The following is a 15,308-nucleotide window of genomic DNA, read 5'->3' as shown; positions in this document are numbered from 1 at the left end:
GCATATCCCCCATGTTTTCAATGTCTCGCGTCGGCGATCTGATCTGCCATGGCGGCATGATCGTCACCGGTTCGCCGAACGTCCTGATCGACGGCGTCCCGGTGGCGCTGGTCGGTCTCAGTGCGGCAGTCTGCTCGAAGCATCCCTCCGCGCAAGCCGTGGTTTCGGGCTCGGCCGGCGTATTCGTCAATGGTGTGCCGGCGGCGATGGTCGCCGGCGCGACTTCGTGTGGCTCGGTGATCACTTCCGGCGTGTCGGACGTGCTTATCGGTTCGTGACGCTGAGGATGAGGCATTGGAGACTGGAATCGCGGGGCCAGGCGCGGACCTGAGCAAGCTGCCCGGCATGGTGTTGCCGCTGACGCGCACAGGGCAGACGGCAGACCGCTGCCAGCAGCTCGGCGAGTTGGTCGACCGGTATCGGATGCGCCGCGCGCTGTCGGGCATTCTGTTGCGCTCGGTGGACGTGGTGTCCGGCAGCAAAGTGTGTCTGCCCGCAGACGAAACCGATTTCTCGCTTCGTGGCCGTCTGCCGCTTGAATGGTCCCGCTACTATTCGAGCGCGCGCACTGCGATCGGGCTGTTCGGCGTTGGCTGGCGCACCCGCTGGGAAATCACGCTGCACAGGTCGGGCGACAAGCTCGTCTACGTCGACGAGTACGGCAACGCGCTCAGTGTGCCGTTTCCCGAGCGCGGAACGCAGGTGATCGCGCCGTCGGCGCAATTGCAGTTCGCTCATCTGCCGGACGGCCGCATGGTCGTCGCCGACCTGACACCGCACTACCGGGTCTTCGGCGACTTCGACGCAAACGGAATCGCCCGGCTGAAGTACGTCGAGGATCTGCACCGGCAGCGGATCGGTTGCATCTGGGACGCCGAGGGGCGGTTGCTGCGCATGCGCGGCACATGCGGCCACGAGCTGCGGATGCACTATGAAACGAGGCCGGGCGCGCGCCTGGCCGCCATCGAATGCGTGGACGGCGGCCCGACCGGCGTGCTCGCCCAGTATGGTTATAGCTCGAACGGCGAGTTGACGGAGGTGCGCAACCGCATCGGTACCGTCGTTCGCCGTTTTGGTTGGCAAAACGAACGAATCGTCGAAGAGGTGGGGCCGCTCGGCATGGTCACGCAGTATAGGTGGCAGACGGCCGGCGGCGTCGCGCGGGTGGTCGAGCGCGCCACTTCGGAAGGCGCTCGCGAGCGGTTCGCCTATGACTCCGACAACCGGGTCAGCCAGGTGAGCGATGTGTTCGGCCGCGACGCGAACTGGCAATACGACGAGTATGGCTGCGTGCTGTCGCATACGGACTTCGATGGGCGGCGCTATCGCTTCGGCTATCGCGAGACCGATGCGCCGGCCAGGGTCTGGCTCCCGGGCGAGCGCGAGGTCAGCTTCGAATACGATTCGCTCGGGCGCGTCAGCGAGGAAACGGATCTGCTCGGCAAGACCCGCACGACGAAGTACGCGTTTGCATCGCGCGAGCCCCTGTCCGTGACGACGAGCGACGGCCGCACGCAGATCTGGTCGCGCAACGAGCGCCTGCAGCCCGTGCAATGCCAGATGCCGTCCGGCGAAATCGCGCGTTTCGAGTACGACGCGAATGGCTTCGCCACGCGCTCTATCGACGCCCTGGGTGCTGCGACTGCCTACGAATACAACGCGTGGGGGCAAGTCACCCTGCGCACGGAGATCGACGGAAGCGAGACGCACTACGAGCACGACGAGGCGGGCTATCTGATCGGCGTGACCGATGCGCTGGGCGGGGTGACGCGCATCGAGCGCGACGGCCTGGGCCGGGCACTGTGCGTGACGCGCCCGGACGGGCAGGTGGAGCGCCATGTCTGGAATGCCGCGGGCCAGCGGACCTCGTTCGCCGGGCCGAACGGCCAGAGCCGGCATTGGTATCGCGACGCGCGCGGCAATGTCGTGCGCGCGGTTGACGAGGAAGGGCACGCGATCGAGCGTCAGTACGACGCCCATGGCCGCCCCGTGCGGATCGAAAGCGCGAACGGCGCAATCCAGACGCTCGAATGGGACGCGAGCCACTGCCGGTCGATTACCGATGCGGACGGTGTGGTGCGCCGTTTCGACTATACGGATGCGGGCGAGATTTGCGGCGTCACGTCGAAGGCGGGCGCGCAAGAGCGCTGCGAGACGTTCGCCTACGACGAGGCAGGGCGGCTCACCCGGCGTGAAACGCTGCACAACCTCTACCTGTACCGCTACGCCGCGGGCGGCCTTGAGGCGGTCAGCCGTACGCCGACGAAAGAAGGCGAACTGCTCGGCATCGGCTCCGATGAAGTCCGTTTCGAGTATGACGCGAGCGGCCGTCTGATCGCGGAACACGGTGCGAACGGCGAACTGCGTTACACCTGCAATGCGATGGGCCGCCTCGTTGCGACGCGGTTGCCGCAGGGGCAGGAGGTGCGTACGCGTCGTTTCGAGACGGGTCATATCGCGTCCTTCGAACTGGACGAACGCCTGATCGCACGCTTCTGGTACGACGCAATGCGGCGCGTGATGGCGCATACGCAAGGCCGTCTGCGCACGCATACGGGCTATTCGCCGCTCGGCTTGCCGGTGTGGTGGCGCACGGTGTCGAGCGACGATCTGTCGGCGCCCGCGGCGCCTGCCGAAAGCGACATGCAGTTGTGGCGCGAAGTGGAGTACAGCGCCGCCGGCCTGCCGGTCAGAACCGGTGGACCCGTCGAAAGCCAGACCTGGTACGACTACGACCGGCGCGGCTGCCTGCTGCGGCGCGTGTCGGAGCAACTGGGCATCGAGTATTTCACGTGGGATGCCGCAGGCAACCTGCTCGATACGCCGGGCGGCAACTGGTTTCCGGCCGTCTATGCCGATCACCGGATCGCAGAATGCCGCGGCTACCGCTACGAGTACGACGCGTGGGGACGCCTGGTGCGCAGGAGCGGCCGCGATCATGCACTGTCGCTCGACTGGGACGCGGAAGGGCGGCTGATTGCCGCGCATCGCAAGGGCCGCACCGTGCGCTTTCAGTATGACGCGCTCGGCCGGCGGATCGCGAAGCGCGTCGAATCCGGCCCGACGCCGCGATCGCACGCGCTGGCGCAAGACGAACTCACGCGCTATCTGTGGCAGGGGCGCCGGCTCCTCCAGGAGCAGCGCGGCGGCGCATTGCGCACGTATCTGTATCAACCGGAGTCGGACCGGTCGACAAGTGTCGCCCCGCTCGCGTGTATCGATCAGACGCTCGGCGACGACGGCGAGATCGCCGATACGCAGGTCTACCACTACCATACCGATGCCGCCGGCACGGCGATGGCGCTGACCGACGAAACCGGCAAGGTGGTGTGGCAAGGGCGTTATCGCGCGTGGGGCGATCCCGTTACGCAGGAGTGGGGGCGCAGCGACGCGGTCGCACAGCCGTTGCGCTACGCCGGGCAATATGCGGATGAAGAAACGACGCTGCACTACAACGGTACGCGTTTCTACGACCCGGAGGCGGGCCGCTACATCAGCCCCGATCGCACCGGCGAAGGCGGCATCAGTCCGTACCGCTACGCGCCGAATTCGCTGACCTGGTGCAATCCGCTTGGCCAGGCGGCGCCGCAGCGGTTTCCGTACCTTGCCGGTACGGAAGCGTCAGACAACGATGGCGTTCCCGACCCGGCTCAGCAGATTGCCGGCCTCGTCGCGCAATTCGACGATATACCGTGCTGGGATACGTTCGAGCGCTGAGAAGAAAATAACGCGGTAGTCGAGCCAGCCGTTCTGCCGGTATTGGGGCAGATCGGCGGCTTCGACTGTCTCGCGGTGCAGTTCGCTCTCGTCGCTGCCGTAAATGGTCACGACAGCGGAGCTTGCGCCCGGAAGTGTCTGCGGTGTGCCCGGTGTCGCAGCGTGCTCGTCGAACGTGTTTTGATGCACGCAGACGCGAACGTCGTTTGCGCGCCGTAGCGAAGCTCGCCACGTTGCCGCGTCGGGAAGCGGCGTGCCGGGAGGCTCGGGCCGTTCGTGGTTCAGCAGGGCCGCGTGCACGCCGCGACATGCGAAGCTGATGCCTGCATAGACCTCGTACTCCGCGAGCGTGCGCTCGGTGCCGAGGCCGTACTTGCCGAAATCAAGGGTTGACGGCGGCGTGCCGTCGATGCCGAGCAGCACACGATTGCGCAGATACGCCCGGTCATTGCGCTCGCCCCAGTGTTCGGCGATTTCGCCCTTCTCCTTGGCCTCGCCGTCGTGGTCGTCCCACATCTTGACGCGGTGCTGGCGGGTGTACTCGTGCCATGCGAGCAGGCGGTGCGGATGGTACAGGTCATAGCCGTGGGTGAACGCACGCACGGTGATCGAAATTTCCTCGCCCAGGAAGAAGTAGTCGGGATCGTGCTGCACCACCTCGGCAAAGTGACCGTCGGCGAACGTGAAATGCCCGCTATAGAAGCGCGATCGAACGGGGCGATCGAGTGCCGGTTCGGCGGGAAACGACTTGCCCCGAAACATCACCACGCCTTCCGTACCGAAGCGGAAGAAGCCCATGAATTGCGGCGACCCGTGCAAGGCCGTGTCGTTCTTCGGATCGAATCCCGGAAGATACGCGGTGAGTACGGGCTTCGGGCTTTCTTCGCGCAGCGACTCCAGCATGTCGATCAAAAGCGTGTCCCATCCTTCGACGAAGCGGTGATGCGAGTCGAGTTGAAGCGTGTACCGCTCGCCGCCGTACTCTTGCTGCAGGCGATTACGCGCCCAGCATGCGCCTTGCGACATCATGTGCGGCACGTCGATCAGTTCCACCTTCGCCGTGCGGTAGCTGAGGTGTTGAACGGCCCAGTCGTCGGCTTTCTTCATCTGCCACTTGCCGAAGCCCCGCTGCCAGAATCGGGCCAGCGTTTCATCGGGGCCGTGCTGCCAGCAGACGACAATGCGCAACCGATCCGGTTTTTTTGCCTTGTTGATCAGGTCGAGCAGGGTGGGAATCAGTTCCGAATCGCGATAGCTCGCAATCTGCACAAAGATCGAGTCGGGTTGGGCGGCGAATAAAGCAGTCATGCGGGTGAATTCCGGTACAGGGGTGCAGTCGCGTGCGTGATCGAAGGGCGGCTTAGAGAATGGTCATGGTGATCGTCGCGGTTGCCTGGATCTTGCCCGCGGTCGGCGCCGTGCTTCCCACGCGCAGCACGGTCGCCTGGAGTGCGAATGGCGATTGCATGCCGCCGCCAGGTGTGTGGACGAGCGTGCTGTTCGGGTTGTTGGGCTGGAGGACCGTGCCGGTAGCGGTTTCCTTTAACTGGATGGCCAGATTCGATGCCCCGGTGTTCTTGAGCATGCTGGGCGCATTCGTATCGGGCGTGCCGGACAGCGCTGCGGTAATCGAAGCCGGCGGCGTCGGGCCCGTGCAGAGCACGTTGAAGTTGACCGGCTGGGTCGGGCCCGAGGTAGTGGAGACGTCGGTGGGACCGAACGTGCCGAAGTCGATGTTCAGTGTGCTGCTGTCCACCGCGCAGCTCGGCAGCACCTTGACGTTCATGCCGCCGGCGCTAACCGTTATGACGGTCCTGGCGTCCCCATCGGTTGTTCCCATGCCTATCGTACCGGGGAACTGCACGTTCACGTTGCTGGCGATATCGCCCGTCTTGACCAGTTGGACGCGGAATTCCGCGCCGGCGCCCAGCGTCTCGTAGACCGCCTGATTGGGACCTTCCGTGCCAGGCTGGACGGACGTCGAGTACGGGAAAACCGATGTGTTGCCGCTCGCGCGGACGTAGCTGAGCGTGAAGCCGATACCCGGCACATTGGTGTTATAGACGCCTGCTATGTTCGAAGGTGTCGCCCCGTTGAGGCTCATGGTCAGCGTGCCGCCGTTCGTGCACACCATGACGTAGGTCGCGGCGGGCAGTGCGGTCGATGTCCCCGTCGCAATCACCGAGCCGATGGATAGACCGGGATCGATCGATACCGAGGCATCCTGGAACAGGACGTTGGCCTGGAACTGCTGATAAGCCGTGCCCCCCAATTTTTGCTGGACATAGGCGATATCGCTGGCGCTCAGTTGAAGACACGTGGCCGATGCGATACGCGCGAGCCCGAGGGTAAGCAGGATAAGAAACTGGACGAGTCTTTTCATGAGCAATGGTTCTCGTTGACCGACGTACCGGAGAGGTTGACGGGAAATGAAGCTAGGCAATCGTAGGCGCGGCGTATCAGTCGTCGATCTGGTCCCAGGCGGCCAGCAGATCGGCCGGAATGACCTGGGCGAGTTCCGAAAACCGCTTGCCGACCATCCGCTCCGACTGGCGCAACAGGACAATCACGGGACTGCTCGGTTCGTTCTGCTCGAACCAGATACGCGTTTCCTGAATTGCCGCGAGCGCGCTCCAGCGGTCCCTCGGCAGCGGGGCGCCCATAGGCAAACCGGGTGGCAAGCCGGGCGACAGATCGGGTTGCGGGATCGACGCGCAAGCGGCTGTCGCCGGCGTCGGGGCAGGCGCCGTGTCGGCAATGGGCTCTGTGGCGGGCCTTGCGGCCGGCGCTGAGGGTGTCGCGGCGGCCGCTGTTGCCGGCATCGCCGCAGGCGCGCCGCCATCGAGCAGCGCTTGCGAAAACGGTTGCAGTATTTTCGACAGCACGCCGAGATCGGGCGCATCGGCGCCGAGCGTCGCGCCGCACCAGGCCACGATGTCCGCCGTCAGGCGCTGCGCTTCCACGCACGCCGCAATCACGGCATCGCGCCGTCCCCACAACTCCTTGAGCAGGCGGTTGACGGATTCCGGCGCCAGCGCGTCTTTCAGGCGAGGCGTCGAAAACGATTTTTCGATGTCGCGAAACTGCATTTGCACGCCCGCCGCTTTCGGCATGAGGATGTCGCGCACGTCGCCCAGTACGCCGTCCGGATCGGCGAGCGCGGCGATCGCATTCGCGTATATGACGGGATCGCGTTCACCCTCGAAGATGGGCCGCGGATGCAGCGCTTCGCCATAGCGTTCGAGCAGGGACTTGAGGAGCGCGAGTCCGTCGCGCAGCCCGGACGCGCCGTCGAGCCGGACCCGGCAGCGCAGCAGAATGACGGCCAGGCGGATATCCTTCGCACGCGACAGCAGCGTCCGGCAATCGCGTTCGACCTCGGGCCAGTTGGCGGCCTGCGGGACGCCGACAAATTTGCCGTATTGCGCTTCGACACGCGGCGCCACGGCGGCCAGCAGCATGACGAAGTCCTGATCGTAGTCGAGTTCGGCGCCGCAGGGCATGTCGTCGCAAACCGGTTCGAGCAGGTCCGCGTAGCGCAGCGCGTTGGCGGGGGAAGAGGCGTTCATGCGGAGAGGCTCCAGAATCAGTCGTTGTATTGCTCGGGTTCGAACACCATGCCGACAACCGGTTGTTCGTCCATGGCTTCGCCGAGCCACGTGGAATAACCGAGTCTTTGCGAAGTGTCGGCGCGGGCGGGGGGCGCGGCGCGCGGCTTGACGAGCAGCTTGACCTCCCACGCGTATTCGTGGCCGACGAAGGCCCGCACCCATTCGACGAACGTCGTGAGATCCTCGCCGTGCGGTGTGAGGCGCAAATACTGGTCGAGATCGAGCGGCCCCACCACCAGACGAAATTTGTGCTGCCGATCCGGAATGGCTTCGCCGAGCTGCGCGCATTCGCCCATGATGGCGGTCGGTCCCGGCACGCCGAGTTTCGTGTGCTCCGAATCCGCGAGACGGATCCAGTGCGAAACGAACTCCTCCACCCTCATCGGTATGCCGAAATAATTCGAGAGCATCGCGGCGAGTCCGTCCGGATTGCGCGCTTCGCGCACCAGATGCGCCGCCGCGCTGTAGCGCGCGTGCGTAGGCAGGCACGAGCGTTTGGCCTCGTCCGGGTCGACGCCGATCAGGCTCGCGATGTAGAACGAGAACGTCTCGTCGTCGGGGCGGTCGAGCGACGCGGTCGATTGTGCCGCTGCCCACGCGCGATAAAACTGCGAGAGCGCGCGGTGATGAAACAGATCGGCGAGATGAACGAGCGTGTGATCCTGATGACTTTCGGAGCGGCTGTATGCCAGCTCGGTCATATGCAGCGGCAGCGGTCCCTGCGACCCCCACAGGCCGAGCCCGAACAGGCGCACGTCAAGGCGCCCGTCGCGCATGCCGAGCGCCGCGATCTCGCGCGGCGCGAACATCATCGTCGGTTGCTGGCCAATCCGGAACGGCTCTTCGCGCGGCAGGCTCGCGGTGCCCGGCAACGGGCTGTGCGGGTCGCGTGCGGCGATCGCACGCAGCAGACTCATGAAGCCGGACTGCCAGGGCGTGGCCGGATCGAACCAGGCGTGGAGTGCCTGCGGACCCAGTGAAGTCACCGCCGGCGCGGAGGCAGTCGTATCGCGCATGTCCATGTCTACACGGCTCCGCGGCCGCCCATGCGCGGCTGCCATCGCGTCACGAGGCCGCGCTGCATCGAACGGAGTTCGGTTTCGGTGAACACGTTGATCGACACATGACGCGCGAGGTAATGTTCGAGCACCAGGCCGAACAGGTAGGGGCTGATGCCGGAGAAACCGGTTTCGTCGACGGTCAGCTCGCACCGCACGCCACGTCCGTAGACGAGCAACCCTTGGCCCGGCAGGCGGCGCACGACGGGTTCGGTGCGCGCGCCCACCAGCGCCTCGATCTGGCGCGCCTGCTCGCGCTCGCCTGGCGTGATGAAGAGGCTCAGCATGTTGCGCAACGCCTGGCCGCCGTCGCCGTGATCGAGGTCGGCGAGCGGCATGTAGTTGAAGCTCAGCTGGCGAATCAGGCGCCAGGCGGTTTCGCCGCTCGCGTAAGGCGCGCGCGGCGCGCTCGGCGGATGCACGAGGCTCACGCCCTCGACCGGCACCGAGTCGGGCATCGTGAGATCGGTTTTGCCGTTGCGCGGGATGAGGCGCGGCAGATCGCGATTCGTGACCCAGGCTTCGACCGACAGGTAGCGCATGTCGTCCGCATAGGGCGCGTCGGTCTGGTCGACGAGCGACACGTAGACTTCCGTGCCGATGTACGGCGTGCGCGTGCCGTATTTGCGCGCGTTGGCGGATAGCGCGCGCTGTTCGCGGCGCGTCGAGAAATAGCGGCCGTGGTTGCCCACGTCGCTGTGCAGTGTCCGGTAAAGCGGATTGAAGTCGACTTCGATCGAAGTTTCTGCCTTCTTGCCGAAAACGCGCGATACCGAGAAGATCTCGTAGTCGAGCGGCCGGGTGCGGTCGGCGAGCAGATGGAACTCGGTCTGCGCGCGGTTGACTTCGACGCGGTCGGTGCGCTTGTGAAACAGATTGACGACGGGCGTACAGAACAGCAAGAAACGGGACGCATCGACATGCGTGGCGAGTTCTTCCGGCAGCCGGTCGAGCAAGAGCACCACCTCGGCTTCCTTGCTGTCGACGCGCGCAAGACCCGGCGCAAGCTGGGTCAGCGCAAAGAAATAGAAGCGCTGGCGGCACGCGAAATACTCTTGCAGCAGATTGTGGCCGTGGAACGTATTCCATGTGAGCGGCAGCACGCCCTGGTCTGCCTGAAGCCCCTCGAACTCGACCGGTGCCCTGGCAACCACATGCCCCTCGCCGCGCGGCGCGCCATGCGTGCGCACGACGGAAGCGACGCTGCCTGCGTGGATCAGCTCGAACAAATGCGAGGCAATGCGCTCGTCGCCGCCGAGGTAGATCGGCAAGCGGTCGAAATGCGTCATCTGGTTGAATTTCACCTCGCCGGTCGTGCGCAGGCGCAGGCGCAACGCGCCGCGCAACTGCTGATGCGGCAGCAGATGGCGATCGGTGTCGGGAATATCCGGCGGCACGGCCGTGAGTCGCGCCTCGGCAATCTCGATGGGCCACAACGTCACATCCTGGCTGCTGCGGAATTCGCAGGCGGTCTGCTCGCCGGACGGGATTGCCGAGCGTAGCTGGCTGTGGCGCGGGACCGTTACCCCCTTGGTGAAATCGCCCGCGCGCAGGCTGGGCTGCAACCGCGCGACGGCAATCGATGGCGTGGGCGCGACGTAGTTCGGATAGGTCACTTCGAGCAGCCGCTGCGTGAAGCGGGGAAACTCGGCGTCGAGCTTGATCTGCGTGCGTGCGGACATGAAGCAGAACGCCTCGATGAGGCGCTCCACATACGGGTCGGCAACCTCGATGCCTTCCATGCCGAGACGCCGCGCGATTTTCGGATGCTGCGCGGCGAACTCGCCGGCCATCTCCCGCATGTAGGTCAGTTCGCGGGTGTAGTAGTCGAGAAATTGCGGATCCATGTCAGTGGTCCCTGCCGGGGTCCGTATCGCACGTGACCTGGTTCATCTCGATGTCGAACGCGCTCTGAATGCGGAATTCGAGCGGATAGGGCGACCAGTGCATGAGCCCGCTGATTTCCAGGGTGAGGCGGTTGTAGCGGATCGGGTTCTCGTTGTTGAGCGGACGGATGCGCAGCGAGTCGGGCATCAGGCGCGGCTCGAAGCGAGTGATTGCCGTGCGGACCATCTTCTCGATGCTTTCCCAGTTGCGGTTGTTGAGATAGTGGCCGGACAGCGCGGGAATTCCGTAGTTGATCACCGACCCGGCGGCTACCGCGTGCCGCGTCATGTCCAGTTCGTCCTCGAAGCTCGTGGTGTTGAGCAGCAGGCTCAGATCGCGCTGGATGATGCGGCGCATGCCTTCGCTGTCGGGCGCATACGCGTCGGGATACTCGGTTTTGCGCTGGGGGGCATTGTCGAGCAGACGGTCGATGAGCGACGGCATATACGCCTGACGGTGCAGGAGATCGGGGGCGTTCATGTCTGCTCGTCGTGGTTGAAGCGGCACTCGTCGATTTCGAGCAGGCCGAAGTCGCCCTGGTCGGTCGTCCAGGTTTTCTGGCCGAGCCCGATCACGTTGGTTTCTCCCACGTCTTTCCACGTGGTTTCGCGCGCGAGCTTGACGGCATGCGGACCGCTTTCCGAACCGGGATAGCGCACGGGCATATAGCCGCGCAGAACAGTGGCGTTGCGCAGGCCCACGACGACTGAGCGCCAGACGAGGTCGGTCAGTCCCGTAACGCGGCCAAGCGTGAGCGATTTGACCTGTTCGAACGGCACCCAGCGGTAGCCGCCCGCCACCGCCAGTTCGCACACCGGCCCGAGCCGGCTGTCGCTGTCGGTCAGCCACCGGAAGGCGCCGATCTGCGTGCTTTGGCCACGCGTTGCCGGCGCTTCGTTGAAGGCGAGGCTGCGCAGTTCGTCGGCGATGGCGATATGACCTTCGCCGAGCTTCACGTTGGCCTGCGCCAGCGAGTTTGCCCATGCCGGCAGCGGATCGATCGAGTGCGGCATGCGTTGGCCGGCGAACACTTCGGTGCGGAACATCTCGCTCTGGATCAGCCCGCGATACAACTGCGCGCGCGCGGTACCTTCGGGTTCCAGCGTGGCCCACGTCTGCAACTGGCGCAGCGCGCGCTCCCACTCGCCGTCCAGGCACAGCAGCTCGAACAGCAGCCAGCGTTCGCGGACGTTCGACGGATGCTTGCGTACCTGTTCCATCGTTTGCGCTTTGAGTTCGTCGAGCGTTTGCGTGTTCAGCACGCCGTGGAGCGTCGAGGCGCCCGATGCCGGCAGGTCAGCGGTGATTTTCATGGGGAGATCCCGGTGTGTCTTCTTCGATGGCGTCAGGCATGGCCATGTGGCTGTCCACGCTGATCATGTGATGTTCTTCGCGCGCGAGCGGGGCCGCGTGACCCGTGCGCCGTGCGGCGATGCCGCGCGGCGCGAGCAAGGCGAGGATGTCGTGATGCTTTTCTGCTTCGAAGATCTGCCCGGCGTCGAAGGCGTCGAGGCTTTCCAGCAGGGTGTCGATAGTGCGGCCCTTCGTGAGCAGATCGAAAACCGATGCTTCGGAGTCGGGATGGCTCGCGAGGTCGGCGAACGGGTCCCGCGGCGCGACGACGATTGGCCCGCTGCCGTCGGCGGTAGCCGTTTTCAGTTCATGTTCTTGACCGCTCTTCTGACTTAGCAGCGCCTGGTGGTATTCGCGCGTGAGCGCGGCGAGCAGGTCCGTTTCGTCGGCGTGGAGCGGCAGGAGCAAGGCGTTGCCTTCGTACCCGTCTTTCTCCGTGGGCGCCGACCGGTCGAGCAAGGCGAGCAGCGGGTCGCTGTCGCCGTCGCCGTCGGCAAATGTCCCGACCATGGCGATCAGGTCGCTGAAGTCATTCGGACTCGCGAGCTTCGGGGCGACCGCATCCACCTGCGGCGCTACACCGGGAGGGGAGTCGGGACCTGCGGAATCAGACGGGGCAGGCTTGCAGGAAAGCAGGTCTTCGAATGAAAGATCGGACATGACGTGAAGGCCCGCAACCGCAAGGGGTGCGCCCGGCTGAACCGGAGCATGGGTGGGCAAACGCTCCGCGAGCAGGCTGCTGGCCGCAGGCCGGCGCGCGGATGGTGACTGAATCGGCAGATGGTACGTCGCGAGTCACGCGGCGAATATGGGCGATGGCCCAAATACAAGCGATGGGCGATGGGCTATTCTGCGCTGCCCGATTCGTCCGGTTTGCCCCGTTGTCAGATTCGTCCGAATCGTCCGATCCGTCCGATTCTCGTACCGGACGTCGGTCTCAAGCGACATCCGGATGCCGGAACACGTCATCATCACTACGCACACCACATTAGTTAGCTCATGGCCATTTCACGTCACGCGCTGTTCGGGAAGCTCGGCGCGACGCTCTTCAGGAGTATCGAATCCGCCACCGCGTTCTCGAAGCTGCGCGGCAATCCCTATGTCGAACTGGTGCACTGGCTCCATCAGTTGATGGCGCAGCCCGACAGCGATCTGCACCGCATCGTCAGGCATTGCGACATCAGTCGCGAACTGCTCGACCGGGACCTGCAGGCCGCCCTGGCCGCGCTGCCGGCCGGCGCCAGTTCTCTCAACGATTTTTCGCATCACGTCGAACAGGCGATCGAGCGCGCCTGGGTGGTGGCCACGCTCGCGTTTGGCGACCGGCGCATTCGCGGCGCGTGGCTGATCGCGGCGCTCATCGAGACGCCGGAGCTGCGGCGCGTGTTGCTGTCGATCTCACCGGCGTTCGGCAAGATTGCGCTCGACGGTCTTTACGACAGGCTGCCCGCGTGGATCGACGGATCGCCCGAAGCGGACGACGCGCCATATGACCGGACCGATTTTTCGTCCGCGCTGCCCGGCGAAGCCTCCGGCGCCATGGCGACGCCCGCGGCGGGCGGGGCGCTCGCGCAGTTCTGCACGGATCTGACCTCACGTGCGCGCGCCGGCGAGATCGATCCCGTCGTGGGCCGCGAACTCGAGATTCGAACGATGATCGACGTGCTGCTGCGGCGGCGACAGAACAATCCGCTCCTCACGGGCGACGCCGGCGTGGGCAAGACCGCGATCGTCGAAGGACTGGCGCTTGCGATCGCGGCGGGCGATGTGCCGCCGAAGCTTGCCGATGTCCGCTTGCTGAGCCTCGACGTCGGCGCATTGCTGGCGGGGGCCAGCATGAAGGGCGAGTTCGAGTCGCGTCTGAAGTCCGTGGTCGAAGAGGCAACGAAGTCGCCGGTCCCGGTCGTGCTGTTCATCGACGAAATCCATACGCTGATTGGCGCGGGTGGTCAGGCCGGCACGGGCGATGCGGCGAATCTGCTCAAGCCGGCTCTCGCACGCGGCATCCTGCGCGCGATTGGCGCCACCACGTGGGCGGAGTACAAGCGGCACATCGAGAAAGATCCCGCGCTCACGCGCCGTTTTCAGGTGCTGCAGGTGATGGAGCCCGAGGAGCCGTCTGCCATCGACATGGTGCGCGGCCTGACGCGTATGCTGGCATGCCACCATGGCGTCGTGGTGCTCGACGAGGCGATTCGCGCGGCCGTTACGCTGTCGCATCGCTACATTCCGTCGCGTCAGTTGCCGGACAAGGCGATCAGCCTGCTCGACACGGCGTGTGCGCGTGTCGCGCTGTCGCAGCACGCGCCGCCGCGCGAACTGCAGCGCGTCCGCGAGCGTCTGAGGGCCGCGCGCATCGAAGCGGAACTGCTCGGCAACGAAGTGCGCATCGGTCTGCGCGACGACGCCACGCTCGCGGACATCAACGGGAGCATCGCCCGACTCGAAGCCGAAGAGCGCGCCATCGAGTCCGCCTGGCAGGCGCAGACCGAGGCGGCGAATGCACTCGCGAGTGCGCGTGAAACCTTGAACGAATCCGGCAAAACGGAGACGCCGATCGGCCTGTTGCGCGAGCTTGAGCGCACGTTGTCGCAGTTGCAGGGGGACAGCCCGTTCGTGTTTCCCGAGGTCAACGAAGCGATCGTCGCAGAAATAGTTTCGGACTGGACGGGTATTCCAGTTGGCCGCATGCTGACCGACGAGGTGACGGCCGTGCAGGTGCTGCCGGCGACACTTGCCGCCCGCGTGATTGGCCAGCGCGACGCGCTGCAGCAGATCGGCGAGCGCGTGCAGGCCGCGCGCGCGGGGCTCGCAGACCCGCGCAAGCCGCGTGGCGTATTTCTGATGGCGGGGCCGTCCGGTGTCGGGAAAACCGAGACCGCGCTCGCGCTCGCCGAAGCGCTTTACGGCGGCGAGCAAAACCTCATCACGATCAACATGAGCGAGTACCAGGAGGCGCACACCGTTTCCGGCCTCAAGGGCGCCCCGCCGGGATACGTGGGTTACGGTGAAGGCGGCGTGTTGACCGAGGCGGTGCGGCGGCGCCCGTATTCCGTCGTGCTGCTCGACGAGATCGAGAAGGCCCACGGCGACGTTCTCGAAATGTTTTATCAGGTGCTCGACAAGGGCTACATGGAAGACGGCGACGGGCGCTATATCGACTTCCGCAACACGACCATTCTGATGACGAGCAACGTCGGCTCGGCGTTGACCGCGAGCCTGTGCGCCGACGAGGCGCTCGCGCCGGAAACCGATGACCTGCGTTCTGCGCTCACGCCGGAACTGCTGAAGTCGTTCCCGGCGGCGTTCCTCGGCCGCGTGACGGTGGTGCCGTATCGCCCGCTTGGCCAGGATTCGCTCGGCCGGATCGTGCAGTTGCATCTGGATCGCGTGGTTCGGCGTATGGCGGAAAACAGCCAGGTCGAGCTGACTTATTCGCCGGATGTGATCGACTACATTGTCGAGCGTTGCCTGGTGCAGGAGACCGGGGCGCGGCTGTTGATCGGCTTCATCGAGCAGTACGTGCTGCCGCAACTAGCGCGGCGATGGCTTGCTGCGTTCGCAGCGAAGCGCGTCCTCGCCCATATCGCGATTGACGTGGGCGATCGGGCCGCGGCGCCCGCGGTTGCACTCGTGTTCCAGCCTTCCTGCGATGCGCAGCCGAACTCGCCGTGAAGAGCGG

11 protein-coding genes are annotated in these 15,308 nt (G+C 65.3%); 3 read left to right on the top strand and 8 right to left on the bottom strand.

Annotated features, from left to right (window positions below; translation table 11 throughout):
* Positions 1 to 11: 11 nt before the first annotated feature.
* Both BFE01S_RS11265 and BFE01S_RS11260 read left to right on the top strand, forming a co-directional pair.
* A complete protein-coding gene (locus tag BFE01S_RS11265) occupies positions 12 to 278 on the top strand; it encodes a PAAR domain-containing protein (RefSeq protein WP_028225578.1) in 267 nt (88 codons plus the stop codon).
* Between the two features lie 67 nt (positions 279 to 345).
* Positions 346 to 3,717 (top strand): RHS repeat-associated core domain-containing protein, encoded by a 3,372-nt coding sequence (locus tag BFE01S_RS11260; RefSeq protein ID WP_042337501.1) that lies wholly within the window; start codon positions 346 to 348, stop codon positions 3,715 to 3,717.
* Here BFE01S_RS11260 and BFE01S_RS11255 read toward each other — a convergent pair.
* The 8 genes from BFE01S_RS11255 to BFE01S_RS11220 all read right to left on the bottom strand — a co-directional run bounded on the left by BFE01S_RS11255 (position 3,622) and on the right by BFE01S_RS11220 (position 12,286).
* Positions 3,622 to 5,025 (bottom strand): GlcNAc-transferase family protein, encoded by a 1,404-nt coding sequence (locus tag BFE01S_RS11255; RefSeq protein WP_028225576.1) that lies wholly within the window; start codon positions 5,023 to 5,025, stop codon positions 3,622 to 3,624. The genes BFE01S_RS11260 and BFE01S_RS11255 overlap by 96 nt on opposite strands.
* A gap of 52 nt (positions 5,026 to 5,077) precedes the next feature.
* Positions 5,078 to 6,100, bottom strand: a complete 1,023-nt coding sequence (locus BFE01S_RS11250) for a fimbrial protein (RefSeq protein WP_028225575.1) — start codon at positions 6,098 to 6,100, stop codon at positions 5,078 to 5,080.
* Between the two features lie 76 nt (positions 6,101 to 6,176).
* Complete coding sequence (locus tag BFE01S_RS11245) at positions 6,177 to 7,286, bottom strand: type VI secretion system protein TssA (protein WP_028225574.1); 1,110 nt, start codon at positions 7,284 to 7,286, stop codon at positions 6,177 to 6,179.
* Between the two features lie 17 nt (positions 7,287 to 7,303).
* Positions 7,304 to 8,350 (bottom strand): type VI secretion system baseplate subunit TssG, encoded by a 1,047-nt coding sequence (gene tssG / locus BFE01S_RS11240; protein WP_042337500.1) that lies wholly within the window; start codon positions 8,348 to 8,350, stop codon positions 7,304 to 7,306.
* Between the two features lie 2 nt (positions 8,351 to 8,352).
* On the bottom strand, positions 8,353 to 10,233 hold the full coding sequence (tssF, locus tag BFE01S_RS11235; protein WP_028225572.1) for a type VI secretion system baseplate subunit TssF: 1,881 nt from the start codon (positions 10,231 to 10,233) through the stop codon (positions 8,353 to 8,355).
* 1 nt (position 10,234) lies between these two features.
* Positions 10,235 to 10,753, bottom strand: a complete 519-nt coding sequence (tssE, locus tag BFE01S_RS11230; protein WP_028225571.1) for a type VI secretion system baseplate subunit TssE — start codon at positions 10,751 to 10,753, stop codon at positions 10,235 to 10,237.
* Positions 10,750 to 11,493: a type VI secretion system accessory protein TagJ gene (locus tag BFE01S_RS11225; RefSeq protein WP_245621092.1), complete on the bottom strand. Its 744-nt coding sequence runs from the start codon at positions 11,491 to 11,493 to the stop codon at positions 10,750 to 10,752. Before BFE01S_RS11225 ends, tssE begins: the two co-directional genes overlap by 4 nt.
* A gap of 76 nt (positions 11,494 to 11,569) precedes the next feature.
* Positions 11,570 to 12,286: a TagK domain-containing protein gene (locus BFE01S_RS11220; RefSeq protein ID WP_156966977.1), complete on the bottom strand. Its 717-nt coding sequence runs from the start codon at positions 12,284 to 12,286 to the stop codon at positions 11,570 to 11,572.
* Between the two features lie 339 nt (positions 12,287 to 12,625).
* Here BFE01S_RS11220 and tssH point away from each other — a divergent pair, with 339 nt between their 5' ends.
* Complete coding sequence (tssH, locus tag BFE01S_RS11215) at positions 12,626 to 15,301, top strand: type VI secretion system ATPase TssH (protein WP_028225568.1); 2,676 nt, start codon at positions 12,626 to 12,628, stop codon at positions 15,299 to 15,301.
* Positions 15,302 to 15,308 lie beyond the last annotated feature (7 nt).

The sequence above is a fragment of the Paraburkholderia ferrariae NBRC 106233 genome (assembly GCF_000685035.1).
Lineage (GTDB): Bacteria > Pseudomonadota > Gammaproteobacteria > Burkholderiales > Burkholderiaceae > Paraburkholderia > Paraburkholderia ferrariae.
The sequence above is the reverse complement of the archived record's forward strand: the minus strand, read 5'-3'. Positions and strand labels throughout refer to the sequence as shown.

What these genes read in the sequence shown, in the direction of transcription:
- BFE01S_RS11265 (WP_028225578.1), top strand. Translation starts at nt 12, where the DNA reads ATGTTTTCAATGTCTCGCGTCGGCGATCTGATCTGCCATGGCGGCATG.
- BFE01S_RS11260 (WP_042337501.1), top strand. Translation starts at nt 346, where the DNA reads ATGGTGTTGCCGCTGACGCGCACAGGGCAGACGGCAGACCGCTGCCAG.
- BFE01S_RS11255 (WP_028225576.1), bottom strand. Translation starts at nt 5,025, where the DNA reads ATGACTGCTTTATTCGCCGCCCAACCCGACTCGATCTTTGTGCAGATT.
- BFE01S_RS11250 (WP_028225575.1), bottom strand. Translation starts at nt 6,100, where the DNA reads ATGAAAAGACTCGTCCAGTTTCTTATCCTGCTTACCCTCGGGCTCGCG.
- BFE01S_RS11245 (WP_028225574.1), bottom strand. Translation starts at nt 7,286, where the DNA reads ATGAACGCCTCTTCCCCCGCCAACGCGCTGCGCTACGCGGACCTGCTC.
- tssG (WP_042337500.1), bottom strand. Translation starts at nt 8,350, where the DNA reads ATGGACATGCGCGATACGACTGCCTCCGCGCCGGCGGTGACTTCACTG.
- tssF (WP_028225572.1), bottom strand. Translation starts at nt 10,233, where the DNA reads ATGGATCCGCAATTTCTCGACTACTACACCCGCGAACTGACCTACATG.
- tssE (WP_028225571.1), bottom strand. Translation starts at nt 10,753, where the DNA reads ATGAACGCCCCCGATCTCCTGCACCGTCAGGCGTATATGCCGTCGCTC.
- BFE01S_RS11225 (WP_245621092.1), bottom strand. Translation starts at nt 11,493, where the DNA reads ATGGAACAGGTACGCAAGCATCCGTCGAACGTCCGCGAACGCTGGCTG.
- BFE01S_RS11220 (WP_156966977.1), bottom strand. Translation starts at nt 12,286, where the DNA reads ATGTCCGATCTTTCATTCGAAGACCTGCTTTCCTGCAAGCCTGCCCCG.
- tssH (WP_028225568.1), top strand. Translation starts at nt 12,626, where the DNA reads ATGGCCATTTCACGTCACGCGCTGTTCGGGAAGCTCGGCGCGACGCTC.